Origin of the sequence: Mumia spirodelae, assembly GCF_050632745.1 — a bacterium.
Lineage (GTDB): Bacteria > Actinomycetota > Actinomycetes > Propionibacteriales > Nocardioidaceae > Mumia.
Map to the genome: position 1 here is coordinate 147,893 of NZ_JBODSD010000006.1, position 18,253 is coordinate 166,145.

An 18,253-nucleotide genomic window follows, 5' to 3' on the forward strand; every position below is an offset into this window, starting at 1 on the left:
ATGTCCACTCTCGAGATCCGCGACCTCCACGTCTCGGTCGCCACCGAGGACGGCGCCAAGGAGATCCTCAAGGGCGTCGACCTGACCGTGAAGTCGGGCGAGACGCACGCCATCATGGGCCCCAACGGCTCGGGCAAGTCGACGCTCGCGTACTCGATCGCCGGCCACCCGAAGTACGAGGTCACCTCCGGCTCGGTCAGCCTCGACGGGGTCGACGTCCTCGACATGACGGTCGACGAGCGTGCGCGCGCAGGCCTGTTCCTCGCCATGCAGTACCCGGTCGAGATCCCGGGCGTCTCCGTGGCCAACTTCCTGCGCGCCGCCAAGACCGCGCTCGACGGCGAGGCACCCGCGCTGCGTACCTGGGTCAAGGACGTCAACGGCGCGCTCGACCGCATGACGCTCGACAAGACGTTCGCCCAGCGCTCGGTCAACGAGGGCTTCTCCGGCGGTGAGAAGAAGCGCCACGAGATCGCCCAGCTCGAGCTGCTCAACCCGAAGTTCGCCGTGCTCGACGAGACCGACTCGGGTCTCGACATCGACGCGCTGCGCATCGTCTCCGAGGGCGTCAACCGCTTCTCGGGCCAGGGCGACCGCGGCGTCCTGCTGATCACGCACTACACGCGCATCCTCCGCTACATCAAGCCGGACTACGTGCACGTGTTCGTGAACGGCAAGGTGGCCGAGGTCGGCGGTCCGGCGCTCGCCGAGGAGCTCGAGGCGAACGGCTACGACAAGTACACCAAGGCTGCGGTCTGATGAGCGTCCCCGGCGGTTACGACGTCGAGAAGGTTCGGGAGGACTTCCCGATCCTCGGTCGCGCCATGGCCGGGGACCGTCCGCTCGTCTACCTCGACAGCGCCAACACGTCGCAGAAGCCGACCCAGGTCGTCGAGGCGATGGCCGAGCACTACCTCCGGCACAACGCCAACGTCGCCCGGGCGATGCATCAGCTGGGTGCGGAGGCCACCGTGGCGTTCGAGGGCGCGCGCGACAAGATCGCCGCGTTCGTGAACGCTCCGTCGCGTGACGAGATCGTCTTCACCAAGAACGCGTCCGAGGCGCTCAACCTGGTCGCCAACACCTACCGCAACGCGGTCGGCGACCTGGAGATCCGCCCCGGGGACGAGATCGTCACCACCGAGCTCGAGCACCACTCCAACATCGTCCCGTGGCAGCTGCTGGCGCAGCGTACGGGCGCGACGCTGCGCTGGTTCGGGCTGACCGACGAAGGCCGTCTCGACCTGTCGCGGATCGACGAGCTCATCAACGAGCGCACGCGCATCGTCACGGTTGCGTGGGTCTCCAACATGCTCGGCTCGGTGAGCCCGCTCGAGGTCATCATCGAGCGCGCGCACGCCGTCGGCGCGGTCGTCGTGGTCGACGCCTCGCAAGCCGTGCCGCAGCTGCCGGTGGACCTCACCGCGCTCGGCGCGGACTTCGTCGTCTTCACCGGCCACAAGATGGTCGGCCCGACGGGCATCGGTGTGCTCTGGGGCCGCAAGGCGCTGCTCGAGGAGCTCCCGCCGTTCCTCGGAGGCGGCGAGATGATCGAGACCGTGACGATGGAGCGCTCGACGTACGCTCCGCCGCCGGCGAAGTTCGAGGCCGGCACGCCGCCGATCGTCCAGGCGATCGGGCTCGGCGCCGCGGTGGACTACCTCTCGGCGCTCGGCATGGAGAACGTCGCCGCGCACGAGCGCGAGATCACCGCGTACGCGCTCAAGCGGCTCGGCGAGATCGACGGCCTCACCATCGTCGGCCCGACCGAGGCGGTCGAGCGCGGGGGAGCGGTGAGCTTCGCCCTCGACGGGGTCCACCCGCACGACGTGGCGCAGCTGCTCGACTCCTACGGCATCGCGATCCGCGCCGGCCACCACTGCGCGAAGCCGGCGCACCAGCGCTTCGGCGTGCAGTCGACGACCCGGGCGTCGTTCTACCTCTACACGACTCCTGCGGAGATCGACGCGCTCGTCGAGGGAATCGAGAGCACCCAGAAATACTTCAAGGTGGTGTGACGAGCATGAACGTGGACTCCCTGTACCAGGAGATCATCCTCGACCACTACAAGAAGCCGCACGGCCGTGGTCTCCGTGACCCGTACGAGGCCGAGGTCCATCACGTGAACCCGACCTGCGGCGACGAGATCACGCTGCGGGTGCACCTCGAGGGCGAGACCGTGGCCGACGTGTCGTACGACGCCGAGGGCTGCTCGATCAGCCAGGCGTCGGCTTCGGTGCTCAACGACCTCGTCGTCGGCAAGTCGGTGACCGAGGGCCTCGCGCTGCTGGACGAGTTCCAGACCCTCATGCAGGGGCGCGGGCAGGTCGAGCCCGACGAGGACCTGCTGGAGGACGGCATCGCCTTCGCGGGCGTGGCGCAGTTCCCCGCGCGCGTGAAGTGTGCGCTGCTGTCGTGGATGGCATGGAAGGACGCGACGGCCCAGGCCGTGGCGCAGAAGAGCGAGGAGGGGCGATGAGCGAGACGCAGAGCCAGACGACCGAGAGCCAGACGAGCCCGGCGGCCGACGACCTGCCCGAGGTCGACCTGAGCCCCGCCGGACGCAGCGTGACGACCGTCGAGGACGTCACCGAGGCGATGAAGGACGTCGTCGACCCCGAGCTCGGCATCAACGTCGTCGATCTCGGACTGGTCTACGAGGTCGAGGTCGACCCGGCCAACAACGCCGCGATCGACATGACCCTGACGTCGGCCGCGTGCCCGCTGACCGACGTGATCGAGGACCAGACCCGTCAGGCGCTCGAGGGCATCGTCAACGACTTCCGGATCAACTGGGTCTGGATGCCGCCGTGGGGTCCGGACAAGATCACCGAGGACGGCCGCGAGATGCTGCGGGCGCTCGGGTTCAACGTCTGACGGCCGCTGCTTGAGCGAGCGAGCCGAGCCGAGGCCGACCCGTTCGGTCCTCGTCCCGTACGACCGGCTCCCTGGCTGGGTGGAGCGCTTCTCCGCCCGGCACGGGGAGCCGGTCGTCGTCCGTGAGGGGACGACTGTCATCCTCACCGCGCCAGACGGTGCCGCGGCGTCGTACGAGGATGCGCCGGCCCCGGAGGACTTCGGGATCCTGCTCGTACGTCGCGGTGGTTACGCGATCGGCCGCGTCGAGGCTGGGGAGCTGACCGCGCACAAGACGGGGACCCGCTACGTGCAGGGGCGTACGAAGGCCGGCGGGTGGAGCCAGCAGCGCTACGCGCGCCGTCGGGCCAACCAGGCAGACGGGTTGGTCGAGGCGGCAGCCGAGGTGGCGCGACGCCTGCTCCCTGACGCCGGAGCTGTCTTCGGCGGGGGCGACCGCGCTCTCGTGGGCCAGGTGGTCGACGGTCGTGAACGAGGGCGCGAGCTCCTCCTCGCGCCGCGGTGGATCGAGGTCAAGGAGCCCCGCTTCGCCGCCCTGGAGACCGCGCTCCGGGACGCACAGGCGTACGAGGTGCACCTGAACGCGCTCGCCTGACGGCGCTTGCCTGACGAGCCCACGGGGCTCGCGCGGCCTGTGGACGACGGTGACGGGGCCCGGTCGGATCTCGCTAGCGTGACTCGCGTCGATCGAGCGGCCTCACGGGCCAGGACGGAGCGGGCATGGGCAACGAGACGGTGGTCCTCGACGGGGTCGGACGGCTCTCGCGATCAGGGCGGACCTACCACGACGCGGCCGAGGACGGTGTCGGGGCGGCGCGCTCGCACCTGGCGCGGATGGAGGGTGTCCAGGCGGGGTTCACGGGGGCTGCGGGAGCGACGTTCCAGGCGGTCGCGCAGACCGTGGGCGCAAACCATGCCGGGCTCGCGCGTCAGATCGCCGAGCAGGCCAGGCGGGTGGTGTCCGCCGAGCGCGCCGCCCTCGCTGGTGACGACCAGGCGCGAAGTGCGCAGGCGGCGACGCGTGCGTCGGCGGAGGCGTTGACCGGCGTGCTCGCGCGGCCGGTCAACGTCTGAGGACCGTCGATGAGCGACGAGCTGAGGGTCGATCAGAAGACGCTGGAGCAGGCAGGCACCGATCTCGCGGGCTACGCGGGGTCACTGGAGGACTACCGCGCGTCGTTGCGCGCCGAGGCGATGACGGCGCTCGGCGTCCTGGGCGGTGGCGTCGGCAGCGAGGAGCACGGCGCCGCGATGCGGTTCGTCGACCGGCTGGTCGACGAGCACGTGGCCTCGGTCCGCGCACAACGGACCGGCGTCGGGGACGCGGCGGACACCTTCCGCGCGGCGGGCACGCGGATGCGTTCGCTCCTGGGGACGGGTGCGTGAGTCGGCGACCGGGGAGCGGGGCATGAGGGTCGACGGATGGTCGGTCCGGCCTCGTGATCTGTACGCCGCGGGTGCCCGCGCGTCGTCCGGTGCACAGGACGCCGCGACCGCTGCTTCAGCACTGGTGCGTGCGGTCGAGCGTGCGGGCGTCGCGGTGCGCCATCCCCGCCTGGTGGGAGCGTTCGAGCGTGCCCGGGACGACGTCTCGGGTCCGGCGCGCAGGATCCCGGGGGTCGTCGATGCGGTCGGCGCCCGGCTCCGGGCGACCGCGGTGACGGCGGCGGAGGCGGATGCGGGCGCCGTCCGCGACCTGCGGCCCGCGTCCGGTCAGACGGACCAGATGGGGCGGACTCTGCGCCGGGAGCTCGGGTGAGCCGGGCGGACGGCTGAGCCGGCCCGACCGCTGAGCCGTCTGACGGCTCAGCGGGACGACGCTCTACTTCTCCGGGTCGGGCGTGCAGAGGGTGAGGAACGACGAGCCGTTCTCGGCCCTGACGTCGTCCTGGTCCTTCCACCCGAGGTCGTCGAAGAGATAGGTCCCGGCGCCGTGGTCCGGCGACCCGTCGACGACGTCGGCGACGGCGACGGTCGAGCTCCAGGACGGCTCCGACGCGTCCATCAGGAGGCTGATCCGCTCGGCGTCCCGCCAGTCGAACCCGGCCGGGAGCGCTTCGTCGACGGTGAACGCGGGATCAGGTCGAGCGAGGTCCAGGCGCTCGACGGTCACACCAGGCTCCTGCGCGCGGAGGACGAGGCGGACGCGCTCGTCGTCGGTCGTGGTGAACGTCAGCGCGACGCGGGTGACCCCCGTGCACGGCGTACCCGTCCAGATGGCGAGGGCCCCTGCGTCGTCGCGGTAGCCGGCGGCAGAAGGCAGGGACGGGGCGAACGGCGCGTCTCCGTCGCACGCGGCGATCGTGACCACGCCGAGTGCCAGCGCCGCAGCGACCGCGAGGCGACGCGCCCGAGAGGGGCGTGCGGTCATCAGTGGTAGCCGCCGTCGTGGAGCCCGGCGTCCTCCTCGGTCTCGTTGCCGCCGGTCGCCTGCTCCCAGAGGTACGACGAGAGGAACCCCGCGTAGCCCTCGCTGGCCCACTGCTGGGAGTGCCGCTCCTCGTGGTGGAGCAGGCGGTCCATGTCGAGCTGGCCCTGGTAGACGTTGCCGTCGTCGTCCTGGTAGGTCGCGCGCCCGGACTCCACCGCGTCGCGGAGCACCTGGTCGGGGTCGTCCACGTCGTCGACGTTGAGCATGAAGATGTCGCCCCAGGTGGTGCCGCCCTTCTGGCTGTAGAGGTCCTGCAGCCAGTTGCCGCCGAGGCCCATGAGCATGCCGTTCGGCGTGGTGACCATGCGTCCGCCGTTGTCGTGGACGAAGTCGACGTCCTGGTCGTAGCTCCAGTCGTTGTCGCCCTGCCGGTCGATGATGCGCTGGATCTCGTCGGCGGAGTAGGGCGTCTCCGGGAAGTCGTTGTCGGGGCTCGCTGAGCCGTAGTCGGTCCCGGCGTTGAGGATGTAGGTCATCAGGGTCGCGCGCCGGGCGTCGTCGCTGCTGATCCCGTCGGGCAGCAGGAAGAACGACTTGCCGTCCGGGTCGGTGATGAGCTCGAGGCCGTCGAGGACCTCGAAGTCCTCCGGGTCGATGTCGTGGGTCCGGGCGATGTCGACGATCGTGTCGACGGTGACGCCTCGCCGGGCGGCGTTCTCGAGCCACTGGCGGTAGAAGCCGTCGGGCGGGGGACCGGTGAGCAGGCCCTCGTCGCGCAGCGTCCACTCGAAGACCGCGACCGCGACCTCGGGGTGGTCCTTGAGGAACTGCGTGCGCTCGGCCTCGGTCATGGCAGCGAGGTCGAACGGCAGGGTCCGCAGGGAGACCTTGGTGAGGTCGATGAGGTTGGAGTACATCGCGGCGGCGACGGAAGGGAGTGCTCCCGCCTCGTACAGCGCCTTGATGTGGTCGGGGTCCAGCGGGTCGGAGAGCTGCTGCTTGGCCGTGCGTGCGGCGCTCTCGAGGGCCTGGACGGCGTAGGCGTGCTGGTAGGCCAGCGCGGACTTCTTCGCCTGCTGGTCCTCCTTGGTCGGCTCCGCACGGATCTGACCGTTGAGGCTGTCGATCGTCTCGTTGAAGGTCTGGACGGCGGTCGCGAAGTGCCGGATCGCCCCAGCGGCCACGACGATGCCCTGGACCAGGGCCCGTGCCTTGTTCTTGGTTGCCGTGTCGGCGCCGTTCATCGCGTCGGCCAGCACACCGGCCACCCCGTCGCGTGCCGTGTTGTGCTGGCGGGTCAGGTCGGCATCGAAGTTCTCGACGTCGCCCGCGGGGGCCGCGACCGCGTCGGCCTGGTCGGTCAACGTGCTCGGGGAGACGTCGTGCCGGAGGAATCCGTCGATCAGCAGCGTCGAGCCGCCACCACCGTCGTCAGGTCGCATCCGAAGCCGGCCTTCCAGGAGGAGTCACGGACGAGTCACTGGTCCTCGTCGTGCGCGGTCAGGTTCTTGTCGACGTTCTCCGCGACGGCGATCGCCGCGTCGGGTGCCGGGGGAGTGCCACCGACCCGGGCGTTGGCCGTCACCCGCACCCAGCGGTCGGGGAAGACGACGGCGATCGTGGTCTCGTCCGCCCGCTCGCACACGTAGCCGGGCGGGTCGTCCGTCCGCGGTGCGCAGTCGGTGCTGCCCTCGATCTCGTCGGCGAGCTGCGCCTGCATCTCGTCGCGCTCGGCCTGGTCGGCGAGGTCCATCGTGGTGATCTGGATGCGGTCCTCGCCGCCTGACGTGCTGACCGTGCAGGTGATCGCGTTGCCCTGGCGGCGGGTGGCGTCGAGGTCACCGCCGCCGAAGCCGGACACCTCGGCGTCGCCTGTGACCTCGGCCGCGGCGCTCTCGTCCAGGATGCCGCACAGGCGCGACGTCGTGCCGTCCGCCTCCGGGTCGTCCTCGCAGCCGGCCAGGAGGGCCGCCGTCAGCGCCACGGAGGCCACGGCGGCGGTGCGCAGGCCGAGCCGGCGCGAGCGGACGGAAAGTCGTGACGGGCCCACTCAGCGCACCTCGGGGTTGATGAAGTGGTCGTAGAACGTGTCCTGGTGCGTCAGGTTGATGATCTTCGGCAGAGCGTCGTCCTTCTGCCACTGCTCCCAGGCGTCCTGGATCTTCTTCTTGTCCGCCTCGCTCATGTCGTCCCCACCGACCTTCTCCCAGCCGTCCTCGTCGTAGAGGTCCGGGCGGATCTGCGGCGGGTCGCCGATGAGGATCTCCTTCGGGACGCCGCCGAACGGCTTGTCGATGCCCTCGATGTCCTGGGGCTCGAGGTAGCCGTGCCGGTAGAGCTCGGAGATGGCGCCGTACTCGAGCTTGTCGGGGATCGGGCCGGTGGCGGTGTCGAGGTAGCCGTCGGTGCTGGGCGAGGACTTGACCGCGTTCTGGAGCTGTTCGAGCGCCTCGCCCTGGAGCGTGTCGTACGTCGTCTTCGCGAACTCGCTCGCCGTCTCTCCCAGCACCTTGCCGCCACCGGGCAGGAAGCCGGTCGTGATGTCGAGCGCCTTGGACATGAGCTCCTCGCGTGCCGCCGCGAGCTCGTCCTTGTCCGCGCTGATCGCGAGACCCTGGTTGAGGAGGTTGCCCATGACGTCGCCGTTGCGCGCCTGGACGCCTTCGAAGCCGCTGCCCTCGAGCGCGTCGAGCGTCTTGGGGCCGTTGAGCCCGGAGAGGTGCTCACCCGTGGCGTCGTTGCACTCCAGCAGCATCGCGGCCGTGAGGGTCTGCAGCCCCGTCTTGTCGTCGCTGCTGCCGATCTCGCCGAGGACCTTGGCGAGCTCGCTCGGGGCGAGGTCGAGGTGGGTCGGCCCGCTGTCGGGCGGCGTGTTGGACAGCAGGTCGTACAGGTCGTCGGTGTAGCCCGACGCCATCGCGCCGAGGCTGTCGGTCATGTCCGGCCACACGTGCCAGGCGTCGTACATCGCGTCGGGCCCGAAGCCGCCTGCGCCGTGCCCCGAGAGGTCGGCGATCTTCTTGAACACGTCGGTCGCGATCTCCGCGCCGGTCGCCCGGTCTGCGCCGCCGACGGTCGCTGCCTCGAGCGCGAGACCGAGGCCGTTGCCCTCGTCGCTGCCGTCGGTGCGCGAGAACGTGCGCCCGTCGACGTCGTCGCCGTCCTTCTTGCCGAGGAAGTAGTCCAGCTTGTCCTTGTCGACGTCGCCGCTGTCGTCGGTGAAGAACTGCTGAGCGGCGTCAGGGCTCTTCTCCATCGACGCGAGCACGTTGGCCATGGCGTCCGGCATCGCGCGTCCGTACGTCGCGTAGAGCGGGTCCTTGTCCATGCCCCACGGGTACGGGTCGAAGACCGGCGGGTACGAGTCGTCGCCCCTGCTGCCCCACGGTCGGTCGCCGGCGTGGTCGCGCTCGTACTTGTAGACCTCGTCGGCGAGGCTGGACAGGAAGTCGCCCTCGAACTCGTGCGTGTGCCCTCCGGAGCGGAGCAGGAGGCTCAGCGCGGCGGCGTTCTCGGGGTTGTCCTCGTCGTAGATCGCCTTGCCCCACGTGACGCCGGCGTCCGACGGCGGGGCGTACTGGCCGGTGCCCTGCGAGTACGTCGCGAGCGCGCCGCCGGCGGCGGCGAGGAAGTTGCGGTAGAGGTCGATGGCCTCCTTGTCCGGCGGCGCCGGCGCCCCGCTGTGGGACGAGACGCCCTCCGGCGGGATGCCGTAGGCGTTGCTGGACAGGGCCTGGATGGCATCGGCCATCTCGTTCGGCTCGACCGTCGAGTAGAGCCGGTGCGCGAACGCGGCGTCGTCCTGCATCAGCGCGAGGGTCTCGACCGTCTTGAGGTCGATCTCCTTCGAGCGGATGTCGGCGGCGATCAGGTCGGCGACCTTCTCCCTGACGCCTGGGCTGAGCAGTGCGATGAACTCCGCGTCGAGGTCCTTGGCGTGGTCGACGACGTACTTCGCCTGGTCGTCGTCCGACAGCTGCGCGACGTCGAACGGGAGGGCGTTGAGCTTGACCTTTGTGAGATCGGTCACGTTGGTGAACATCGCGGGCGCGAAGGACGGCAGCGCGCCGGCGGCGTACAGCGCCTTCACGTGCGTGGGGTCGAGCGGGTCGCTCAGCTGCTGCTTGGCGGTGCGCGCCGCGCCCTGGAGCGTGTCGACGGCGCCGGAGTGCTGCCCGGTGAGCGCGGCCTTCTTCTCGACTTGCTCCTCCCGCGTGGGCTCGGAGCGGATCTGGCTGTTGAGGCCGTCGATCGTGCCGTTGAAGGTCTCCACGGCCGTGCCGAAGAGGCGGATCGCCCCTGCGCCGACGGTGATGCCCTGCACGAGGGAGCGTGCTTGGTTCTTGGTCGCGGTGTCCGCACCCTCCATCGCGGTGGAGAGCACGCCGGCGACGCCCTCGCGGGCGGTGTTGTGCTTCGCGCTGAGGTCGGCGTTGAAGTTCTCGACGTCTCCGGCGGGCGCCCCGACGGCGTCGGCCTGCGACGAGATCGTCCCGGGGGACACGTCGTGCCTCAAGAAGCCGTCGATCAGCAGGCTGGATCCGCCGCCCTCGTCCGGTCGCACCATCCCGAGCTGTCCTCACGTGTGGGAACCAAGGTCGGCCCTGACTGTACCCAGAGCGGGGGGCACTGTGAACCGGAGTGACCAATAACTGGTACAAATCGGACATGACACGCGTGCGGCCTTGCGTGGGTGGACCTCGTTCGTCGTATCGTCTGTACTGACTCGACGTCTGACGAGAGGTTTCCGCACCATGGGTGCTAGCTACTGGGGTAACGAAGAGCTCGGCTCGTTGACCAAGTCCGCCAAGAGCGGCCACGGCACCGCGAGCGAGGACGCGTCGTCGTCGGCCACGCGCCACCTCGGCCGTACGCAGGCCACGGAGGGCCTCAACGTCGGCCCGACCGGCAACGCGCAGCGCGCCGCCCACACCGCCCTCGCGGCGGCGAAGCAGGCGAACGCCAACAACGTCGCCGAGGTCGGCACCAACGTCAACCGCGGTGAGCAGGCGCAGGCGCAGACCACCGAGGAGTCGAGCTCGCTGCAGAAGGTGTCCGCCACCGACGGCGAGTCGACGGCCACGTCGCTGCGCCGCACGATCCAGGCCTGAGCCGAGACTTCGAGGAAGAGGACCACGACGTGAAGATCCGTTACGACAAGTCCGCCAGCGAGGACATCAACGCCTCCGGCAAGGAGTTCGCGGGCGGCGCCCAGACCGACCAGGACAGCGTGGAGACGGCGGCTCGCCAGATCTCGGCGAACCTGTCCGGCGCCGGCGCCGAGGAGGCGCACGCCGTGCACCGTACGGCGTACGAGCGTGCGGACGAGCTCCACCAGGCGTCCCTGAAGTCCAACCAGACCGACCAGAAGACGCAGGACATCAACGACACCGCGATCCCGCGGATGCAGTCCTTCTTCGGCAACCGCGCCTGACGCGGCCGAGGAGAGGCGATGGCTCCGTTCTACGAGGTCGACGACACGACGGCGACCCACGCATCCGGCCAGCGGATCGCGGGTCTGTCGAGCGACGTCCGGACGGCCAAGAGCACGTTGGTGACGGCCCTCGAGGCGGTCACCCCGGGCTCGCGGCACGGTGTCGGTGACGTGACGGCCGGTGTCGACGCGTTCCAGACCTGGGCCGTGGAGACCGCCAACGCGGTCGCCAACGGTGTCAGCAACCTCGGCAACAACACGTCGCAGGGCGCCAACACGGTGGCCTACACGACCAACGAGACCACCGCCCTGCAGAACCAGCAGTCGGTGCTCAGCCGTGACGTCAACGCGACGTCCGGTCGCGCGATCGCGGTCTGAGGTCACCAGCACGACGCACCGAAGCCCCCTCCCGCCGCTGGCGGGAGGGGGCTTCGTCGTGCCGGTCGCGGGTCAGGCCTCGCCGTCCGGCACCAGGCCCGTCTGCACCTGACCGATGAGCCCGTTGCGGTTGACGTACAGCGCGCGGCCCACGGGCAGGCGCGTCGGAGCCACACCGCCGACCAGCCGTCCCTCGAGCCGGTCGCCCGAGAACATGAAGCCGGCCGTGGAGACGTCGGTGAGGCGCTGCAGCATCGGCTCGAACTGCGCCCGCGCGAGACCGTTGACGCGACGCGAGGCGACGAGGTGGAACCCGAGGTCGTTGCCCTGCGGGATGTACTCGACCAGCGGGTCGAGCGGGTTGCCCGACGAGGTCGCGACCAGGTCGTAGTCGTCGACCACGACGAGGAGCTCGAGCCCGTTCCACCAGGAGCGCTCGCGCAGCTGCTCGGAGGTGACGTCCGGGCCCGGCAGGCGCTGGTGCAGTGATCCGGCGAGCTCGCTCGCCACCTGGGCGGTCTGCTCCCGGTTCGTGCAGTAGGCGACCAGGTACTCCTCCGGCACGACGTCGAGCAGCGAGCGCCGGAAGTCCACGAGCACGATGCCGAGCTGCTCGGGCGGCATCAGCTGCGTGTAGCCGCGCAGGAGCATCTTGAGGAAGTTGGTCTTGCCGGTCTCGGGGTCGCCGTAGACCAGCAGGTGCGGGTTGGACCCGACGAGGTTCACCGAGACCGCCCGGAGGTTGCGGTCGAGCACACCGACCGGGACGCCCGGGTACGCCGGGTCGACCGGCGGCAGCTCCTCGAGGTGGACCACCGGGGCGAGGGTCTGGACCCGCTCCACGGCGATGCCCTTCCAGCGGTCGGTGATCGCGGCGAACAGGTCGCGCTGGGCCTCGAACAGGTCCTCGGTCTCACGGACGCCGTCGATCCGGGGGACCGCCGCCTGGAAGATCCGCTCGCCCTCCATCGCGCCGCGCCCGGAGATCTCCTTCGGGATCTGCTCCATGACCTTGCGGCCGAACTGCGAGTCGTACACGTCGTTGAGGCGCAGCTCGAGGCGGCCGCCGAACGACGGCTGCATGCGCATCCGGATCTGCATGCTCTGGGTGACGGTGAGGACGACGTGCACGCCGTACGCACCTCCGCGCGCCGCGATCTCGTCCACGGCGTAGTCGAGCGCGTCGTACTCCTCGCGGAACGTCGCCCACCCGTCGATGACGAGGAACACGTCACCCGGCGTGTCGCGCGGGATCCGGCCCTCCTCGCGCGCACGGCGGTAGTCCTGCATGCTCTCGAGGCCGTACCGGCGGAAGAGCTCCTCGCGCTCGTCGAGGACCGCCATGACCTCCTGGACCGTGCGGTTGATGCGCTCCGGGTCGTTGCGCGTAGCGACGGCAGCGACGTGCGGGAGCGTGCGGAGCGCCTGGAGGGTGCCGCCGCCGTAGTCGATGCAGTAGAACGCGACGGTGCCCGGGGCGTAGCGCAGCGCGAGCGAGGCCACCATCGTCCGCAGGGTCGTGCTCTTGCCCGTCTGCGGGGCGCCGGCGAGGACCAGGTTGCTGCCGGCGCCGGTGAAGTCCCACTCGAGCGCGTACTGCGCCTGCTTCGCCGGCTCGTCGACCAGCCCGAGCACGGCGCGGACGGTCGCCGGCGCGCCCGGCTCGTCGACCGTCTGGACGGCGTCGAGCGGCAGCACCGGCGGCAAGGGGTCGAGCCACACCGGACGGACGTGCGGCGCTCCTGAGGCGGTCATCTGCTCGCAGAGGACGTCGAGGACGGTCGGCCCGCCCTTGCGCGAGGCCGCCTCGGCGGCAGCCTCCTCCATCGACGCCTCGCGCTCGGCGGCGGCACGGTCGGCGATCCAGGCTCCGATGCCGTTCACCGCGACGTAGGGGACGACCGGGACGGACGTCTTCGGGCCCTCGGTCGGTGGGACGTACGCGCTGGAGACCAGGGCCGCCTTGAAGCGCTCGAACACGGTGGTGTCGACCTTCAGGTAGCCCGACCCCGGCTCCGGCGGCAGGTGGTAGGCGTCGGGTACGCCGATGGCGTCACGGCTCTCGGACTCCGAGAAGGTCCGGAGGCTGATCCGGTACGAGAGGTGCGACTCGAGCCCGCGGATCTTGCCCATCTCGAGCTTCTGCGTCGCGAGCAGCAGGTGGACGCCGATGGAGCGGCCGATGCGTCCGATGGCGACGAAGAGCTCCGCGAAGTCGGGCTTGGCCGTCAGCAGCTCGGAGAACTCGTCGACGATCACCAGCAGGTGGGGGAGCGGCTCCAGCGGCTCGCCGGCGTCGATCCGCTCCTGGTACGCGGTCACGTTCGGCAGGTTGCCGGCGGACTTGAGGACCTCCTGACGCCGCTGCATCTCGCCGTAGAGCGCATCGCGCATCCGGTCGACCAGCGTCAGGTCGTCCTGGAGGTTCGTGATCATCCCGGCGAGGTGCGGGATGTGCTCCATCGCCGCGAACGTCGCACCGCCCTTGAAGTCGACGAGCATGAGCGCGAGCCGGTCCGGGCCGTGACCGACGAGGAGGGAGCTGACGAGCGTGCGCAGCATCTCGGACTTGCCGGAGCCGGTGGCACCGACGACGAGGCCGTGCGGCCCCATGCCCCCGTGCGCAGACTCCTTGAGGTCGAGGAGGACGGGCGTGCCCTGCTCGGAGATGCCGATCGGCACCCGGAGGAGGTCGCGGAGGGCACGGGGCTGCCACGTACGACGGGTGTCGAGGTGGGCAGGGTCGCGGACGCCCAGGATCTCGGCGAGGCCGACAGACCCTTCGAGGCCGCCCTCACCCGCCTCCTCGGCGCTCAGCCGCAGGCCCGACAGCGTTCGGGCGAGGGTGGTCTCCGTGCCGTCCGGGAGCAGGTCGGCGCGGAACGGTGCGGGGTGGACGTTGGTCACGAGCGAGCCGTCGGGTCCGACCTCGACCCGGACGTCCAGCGGGCGGGGCTCGTGACGGGAGGAGGGCAGCAGGCTGACGACGTGGATGCCGAGCGCCTGCAGCGGGATCGACGGGTCCGGAGACTCGAGGTGGGCGCCTGACCCGCCGTCGTGGTCGACGACGACCACGAGGTGCGAGCCACCGACCGCGGCACCGCGGCTGCGCTGGTAGCGGTCGAGCCGCTCGTCCAGCTCGGCGGCGAGCAGCGCCGTGAGCGCCGGGACCGACGTCGCGACGCGGCGCGCCGGCACCTCGCCGTCGAGCGTCCGGGCGCTCTGGGTGTGCGGCAGCCACTTCACCCAGTCCCACGCGGCGGCCGCCTCCTCCGGGCGGACGACCGCGACGTCGAGGTCACCGGGCGCGTGCAGCGTGACGAGCTGGGTGAGGAGCGTCCGGGCGACCGCCCGCGCCGCACTGGGGTGCCCGATCACCGCCACCTGGCCGCACTGGGCCAGCGGCAGCGTGATCGGCTGCTCGGAGAGCGTCGCGTACCGCTGCTGGAGCTCCTCGGCGGCGTTGAGGCACAGAGGGTCGAACTCGTTGAGCGGGCCGGTGTCGGCGTCGAGGGCGAGCCCGCTGACCAGCGGCACCTCGCCGGTCCCGAGCCGCACGGACAGGAAGTCGCCGTGCGCGGGACGGCGCTCCCAACGGCGCGCCCCGTCGGCGGAGATCCCGATCAGCTCGTCAGGTCGCGGGAACCGCCACGCCTGCTCCGCTCGCTGGGTCGCCACCCGCTCGCGCACCGCGAGCCGCATCTCCTCGAGGTAGTCGAGGTAGCGCTCGCGGGACTCACGCATCTGACGGCGCGCGCCGCCGCGCTGGCTGACGATCATCACGACACCGATGGCGATCGAGCCGATCAGGACGAGGAAGCCCGCGACCACCAGGATCGGCCGGTCCTTCTGCGTCAGCGCCATCGTGAGCGAGCCGGTGCCGCTCATGATCGGCATCATGAGCATCGTCATCCCGGCGGCCGGGGTGGGCGCCTGGGTGCGGTGCGGGGGCTCGTGGATGCTCAACGGCGCGTCGTCGACGCGCGGGGGCGCGGTGCGCGGGGGCCGTTTCACCAGCGTCGTGCTCATCGCCGTCCTCGTGGTCGGGGCAGAGGCGTAGTCCCCGCAAACGATATGCTCCACGGCGTCCAGGCCTTGCGGTGGTCGCGTCCCGACGCCCGCCGCCGGCCGAGCCACGCACGCAGGGGAGAGGAGTGCGCCGGTGCTCACCGCCTACAGCAGGGTCACGGTCGTGACCGACGAGCGGCGGGTCGACCTCGCGCTCCCGAGCGCGCTGCCGCTGGCCGACGTGGTCGCACAGGTCATCCGCTACTGCGGCGGGTCCGAGGCTCCGCAGCCCGGCCTCTCGCTCGCCCGCGTCGGCGGAGCACCGCTCGGTCTCGGGCAGACGCTCGAGGAGGCCGGGGTCCTCGACGGCGACGTCCTGGAGCTGCGTCCGCGCTCCAGCGGCGTGGAGCCCGCCTCGGTCGAGGACGTCCGCGACGCGGTGGAGGACGCCACGGAGTCGGCCGGAGGCGCCTGGACGCCGACGACCACCCTGACCTTCTGGATCGTCACCACAGCCGTCGCCCTGGGCGCGCTGGCCGTGTGGAGCGCCGGGGTGCTGAGCTCCGTCGCACCGGGGTGGCAGACGCCGCCCGCCGGCACCGTCGCCGGTGCGGGGATCGGCAGCGCCGTCGCGCTCGCCGCCCTCTCCGGCTGGGCTGCCCGAGCCGCCGCACCCTGGTCGGTGCGTCCCGTCCTCGTCGTCGCGCTCGCCTGGGCGTACGTCGGGGGGACTGCGCTCGGCTCCTGGGCCGAGTGGACCACGCCGCTCACCGCGGTCGTCGCCTTCGCGGTCGTCGCGGGTGTCGCCGGCGTGGCTCGCGCCATGACCCCGCTCGCCACGCCGTACGCCGCCTTCGCCGCGGTCCTGCTCGTCGTCGCCGCCGTCTTCGCAGTCACCGACTCGTTCGACGTCGATGCCCTGCAGACGCTGCGGATAGTCGTGGTGCTGGCGCTGCTCGCCGTCGGGATGGCTCCGCGGGTGTCGCTGTCGGTGGGCGGGCTGGCGAGCGCCGACTACCGCGTCCGCCACGTCGGCACGATGTCGCGCGAGGCGATCCGCGCCCGCTACCGGGAGAGCAACGGGCTCCTCGTCGGCTCGCTGGCCGCGATCGCCCTCGTGACCGGGGTCGGCGGCGTCGTCCTGACCTTCACCGACGGGCGCTGGGACCGCTGGCTCGCCCTCGTCGTCGGGCTTCTTGCGCTGTCGCGCTCGCGGATCTTCTCGCGGGTCGCCCACATGCTGCCGCTCCGGATCGCGGGGCTGGTCGTGCTTGCCGCCCAGCTGGTCCGCGAGCTGGCCGAGGTCGACGCGACGAGCTGGCTCGTCGTGGCCGCCCTGGTGCTCGGCGCGCTGGCCGTCGCCGTCGCGTCGATGCAGGTCTCGAGCATCACCCAGGCTCGGGTGAAGAGGCTGCTCAACCTGGTCGAGCTGCTCCTCGTGATCCAGGCCATCGTCCTGGCCTGCGGGGCCGTCGGCCTGTTCGCCCGTCTCTCGAGCATGGTCTGAGGAAGTCGATCCGATGGAGACGAAGTCATGAGGGGCGTGCGATGACCGACGACCGTCAGCCACCCGAGGGCGAGGACCCGCGGCGCCGCGAGCGTGGGCGCCGTTCGGAGGCGCAGGGCGCCGCGGCCGACCTGGCAAGGATGGGGATCGACCCCCGCAGCCTCGGGCTGGATACGCCGGCCTCCCAGCAGCCGGAGCACCGCTGGACCCAGGATCCGCACGGCGGCGGCGCCGGAGCGCGTGACCCGTGGGAACGCCCGGCGCTGGGCGGACCCGCGCAGGGCGGACCGGCGCAGGGCGGACCCGCGCACGGCGGCCCGGACGACGGCAACGTCGTCGCTCTCCGCCCGGAGTGGGCCGCGCAGGCCCGTCGCGCGCCCGAGCCCGCCCCGCAGCCTCAGACCCCGACGACGATCCCCGGCTCGGTGCAGCGCGTCCCGAGCCCGGCGGAGCACGTGGTCGCCACGACGGTCGCCGGGGCGCACGAGGGCCGCGGTGGCGCCTCGTGGGCCCGGGCGGCAGCGCGGGGCCTCGTCACGCTCGACGGAGCGTCCGCCGCCGATGCCGAGCGGGCGCTGGTGTCCGCCGTCCGCCGTCGCCAGGCCGGTCGGCGGATGGTCGCCTTCCTCTCCGCGCAGGGCGGGGTGGGCACGACCACGGTCGCGGCCGGGGTGGGCGCGGTGCTCGCCGCGCTACGGGACGACCGCACGGTGCTCGTCGACGTCCAGGCCGGCACGCCGCCCCTGAGCGCGTTGCAGGGCGTCCAGGACCCGCACACCGTCCGCCGTCTGCTGTCCGCGCCCGACGCGGCGACGCCGCCGACCGCCCCCAACGGGCTCGCGGTCGTCGATGGACCCTCGTGGGACCAGCCGCTCGAACGCAGCGACCTCGGTGGCCTCGTGGACCGCCTGGTCGCTCAGCACACGTTCCTGCTCGTCGACGCCGGGGACGACCCGACCGACGGTGCGTACGCCGCCGTGGCGCGGTGCGACCGCGCCGTGGTCGTCACGGGTCCGGGGGAGATCGGGCTGCGGAGCCTGGAGGTCGCCCTCGGTCGCCTGGACCGCGTCAACCCTGCGGCGGCACGGACGGCCGTCGTCGTGGTGGTGTGCCGCGAGGAGGGGGATCCCGCCGACGAGGCGCGACGCGCCACCGCCGCCGCCGGCGTGGCGGACGGCCAGGTCGTCGTGGTGGGTCGCGACGACGCCCTGCGCCACGGACGCCCGTTCCGCGCCGACCAGGTCACCGCCCAGACCCGGCTGGCCCTGCTCCACGTCGCCGCGAGGCTCGCGGACAGCCGATGAGCAGCGCCGACCCCGGCCGTACGCCGCAGCGCCCCGTCCCGGCACCGCCGGGGGCGCTGGCCCGCACCCCGGACGCGGAGAAGTACGTCCTCGAGGCCGACGCGCTGCGCCGCCGTCAGCTGCGCTCCGCGCTCCTGCACGGGACCCGCCGCACCTGGCGGGAGCACCGTACGACCTGGCCGGCCGTGATCGCCGGCGTGATCGTCGTGGCGGTGATCGTCGCGGGGATGGCCGTCACCAGCGCCTACCAGCGCCAGCAGGACATCCAGGAGCGGCAGGAGCGCGAGCGCAACAGCGCGGGAGTTCCGTCGGCCACCGCGACGCCGCCGCCTGCGACCCGTGCCCCGAAGAACGCCGAGAAGACGGGCGGATGA

Annotated in this window: 20 protein-coding genes; 15 read left to right on the plus strand and 5 right to left on the minus strand. The window is 71.6% G+C overall.

Features of this window, described 5'->3' with window-relative positions; translation table 11 throughout:
* The 8 genes from sufC to ACQSSQ_RS23095 all read left to right on the plus strand — a co-directional run bounded on the left by sufC (position 1) and on the right by ACQSSQ_RS23095 (position 4,636).
* Positions 1 to 759 (plus strand): Fe-S cluster assembly ATPase SufC, encoded by a 759-nt coding sequence (gene sufC / locus ACQSSQ_RS23060; protein WP_431329496.1) that lies wholly within the window; start codon positions 1 to 3, stop codon positions 757 to 759.
* The gene (locus ACQSSQ_RS23065; RefSeq protein ID WP_431329497.1) at positions 759 to 2,018 is read left to right on the plus strand and encodes a cysteine desulfurase; all 1,260 of its coding nucleotides are present in this window, start codon (positions 759 to 761) and stop codon (positions 2,016 to 2,018) included. Before sufC ends, ACQSSQ_RS23065 begins: the two co-directional genes overlap by 1 nt.
* 5 nt (positions 2,019 to 2,023) lie before the next feature.
* Entirely contained in the window at positions 2,024 to 2,479 is a 456-nt protein-coding gene (gene sufU / locus ACQSSQ_RS23070; RefSeq protein WP_431329498.1) for a Fe-S cluster assembly sulfur transfer protein SufU, read from the plus strand.
* A complete protein-coding gene (locus ACQSSQ_RS23075) occupies positions 2,476 to 2,877 on the plus strand; it encodes a metal-sulfur cluster assembly factor (protein WP_431329499.1) in 402 nt (133 codons plus the stop codon). The genes sufU and ACQSSQ_RS23075 overlap by 4 nt, the downstream gene beginning before the upstream one ends.
* 10 nt (positions 2,878 to 2,887) lie before the next feature.
* Complete coding sequence (locus ACQSSQ_RS23080; RefSeq protein ID WP_431329500.1) at positions 2,888 to 3,472, plus strand: acVLRF1 family peptidyl-tRNA hydrolase; 585 nt, start codon at positions 2,888 to 2,890, stop codon at positions 3,470 to 3,472.
* A gap of 125 nt (positions 3,473 to 3,597) precedes the next feature.
* Complete coding sequence (locus ACQSSQ_RS23085) at positions 3,598 to 3,951, plus strand: hypothetical protein (RefSeq protein WP_431329501.1); 354 nt, start codon at positions 3,598 to 3,600, stop codon at positions 3,949 to 3,951.
* A gap of 9 nt (positions 3,952 to 3,960) precedes the next feature.
* A complete protein-coding gene (locus ACQSSQ_RS23090; RefSeq protein ID WP_431329502.1) occupies positions 3,961 to 4,263 on the plus strand; it encodes a hypothetical protein in 303 nt (100 codons plus the stop codon).
* 22 nt (positions 4,264 to 4,285) lie between these two features.
* Positions 4,286 to 4,636, plus strand: a complete 351-nt coding sequence (locus ACQSSQ_RS23095; RefSeq protein ID WP_431329503.1) for a hypothetical protein — start codon at positions 4,286 to 4,288, stop codon at positions 4,634 to 4,636.
* A gap of 63 nt (positions 4,637 to 4,699) precedes the next feature.
* Here ACQSSQ_RS23095 and ACQSSQ_RS23100 read toward each other — a convergent pair whose 3' ends face one another.
* From ACQSSQ_RS23100 to ACQSSQ_RS23115, 4 genes are read right to left on the minus strand one after another with little or no spacing between them, the layout of a single operon-like run.
* On the minus strand, positions 4,700 to 5,248 hold the full coding sequence (locus tag ACQSSQ_RS23100) for a hypothetical protein (RefSeq protein WP_431329504.1): 549 nt from the start codon (positions 5,246 to 5,248) through the stop codon (positions 4,700 to 4,702).
* Positions 5,248 to 6,690, minus strand: a complete 1,443-nt coding sequence (locus ACQSSQ_RS23105; RefSeq protein ID WP_431329505.1) for a hypothetical protein — start codon at positions 6,688 to 6,690, stop codon at positions 5,248 to 5,250. Before ACQSSQ_RS23105 ends, ACQSSQ_RS23100 begins: the two co-directional genes overlap by 1 nt.
* A 35-nt stretch (positions 6,691 to 6,725) precedes the next feature.
* Positions 6,726 to 7,298 (minus strand): hypothetical protein, encoded by a 573-nt coding sequence (locus ACQSSQ_RS23110; protein WP_431329506.1) that lies wholly within the window; start codon positions 7,296 to 7,298, stop codon positions 6,726 to 6,728.
* Entirely contained in the window at positions 7,299 to 9,815 is a 2,517-nt protein-coding gene (locus tag ACQSSQ_RS23115; protein ID WP_431329507.1) for a hypothetical protein, read from the minus strand.
* A gap of 187 nt (positions 9,816 to 10,002) precedes the next feature.
* Here ACQSSQ_RS23115 and ACQSSQ_RS23120 point away from each other — a divergent pair, with 187 nt between their 5' ends.
* From ACQSSQ_RS23120 to ACQSSQ_RS23130, 3 genes are read left to right on the plus strand one after another with little or no spacing between them, the layout of a single operon-like run.
* On the plus strand, positions 10,003 to 10,359 hold the full coding sequence (locus tag ACQSSQ_RS23120; protein WP_431329508.1) for a hypothetical protein: 357 nt from the start codon (positions 10,003 to 10,005) through the stop codon (positions 10,357 to 10,359).
* A gap of 29 nt (positions 10,360 to 10,388) precedes the next feature.
* On the plus strand, positions 10,389 to 10,682 hold the full coding sequence (locus ACQSSQ_RS23125) for a hypothetical protein (protein WP_431329509.1): 294 nt from the start codon (positions 10,389 to 10,391) through the stop codon (positions 10,680 to 10,682).
* An 18-nt stretch (positions 10,683 to 10,700) separates the two neighbouring features.
* Positions 10,701 to 11,060, plus strand: coding sequence for a hypothetical protein (locus ACQSSQ_RS23130; protein WP_431329510.1), 360 nt, complete (start codon positions 10,701 to 10,703; stop codon positions 11,058 to 11,060).
* Between the two features lie 72 nt (positions 11,061 to 11,132).
* Here the strand turns inward: ACQSSQ_RS23130 and eccCa are convergent, their stop codons facing one another.
* Positions 11,133 to 14,972 carry a type VII secretion protein EccCa gene (eccCa, locus tag ACQSSQ_RS23135; protein WP_431329511.1) on the minus strand — a complete coding sequence of 1,280 codons (3,840 nt, stop codon included), beginning with the start codon at positions 14,970 to 14,972 and terminating at the stop codon, positions 11,133 to 11,135.
* Between eccCa and ACQSSQ_RS23140 the strand changes: the two genes are divergently transcribed.
* The 4 genes from ACQSSQ_RS23140 to ACQSSQ_RS23155 all read left to right on the plus strand — a co-directional run bounded on the left by ACQSSQ_RS23140 (position 14,959) and on the right by ACQSSQ_RS23155 (position 18,253).
* Positions 14,959 to 15,120, plus strand: coding sequence for a hypothetical protein (locus ACQSSQ_RS23140; RefSeq protein ID WP_431329512.1), 162 nt, complete (start codon positions 14,959 to 14,961; stop codon positions 15,118 to 15,120). The two genes, eccCa and ACQSSQ_RS23140, sit on opposite strands and share 14 nt — an antisense overlap.
* 102 nt (positions 15,121 to 15,222) lie before the next feature.
* Positions 15,223 to 16,575 carry a type VII secretion integral membrane protein EccD gene (eccD, locus tag ACQSSQ_RS23145; protein ID WP_431329513.1) on the plus strand — a complete coding sequence of 451 codons (1,353 nt, stop codon included), beginning with the start codon at positions 15,223 to 15,225 and terminating at the stop codon, positions 16,573 to 16,575.
* A 41-nt stretch (positions 16,576 to 16,616) separates the two neighbouring features.
* Positions 16,617 to 17,879: a MinD/ParA family ATP-binding protein gene (locus tag ACQSSQ_RS23150; RefSeq protein WP_431329514.1), complete on the plus strand. Its 1,263-nt coding sequence runs from the start codon at positions 16,617 to 16,619 to the stop codon at positions 17,877 to 17,879.
* On the plus strand, positions 17,876 to 18,253 hold the full coding sequence (locus ACQSSQ_RS23155; protein ID WP_431329515.1) for a hypothetical protein: 378 nt from the start codon (positions 17,876 to 17,878) through the stop codon (positions 18,251 to 18,253). The genes ACQSSQ_RS23150 and ACQSSQ_RS23155 overlap by 4 nt, the downstream gene beginning before the upstream one ends.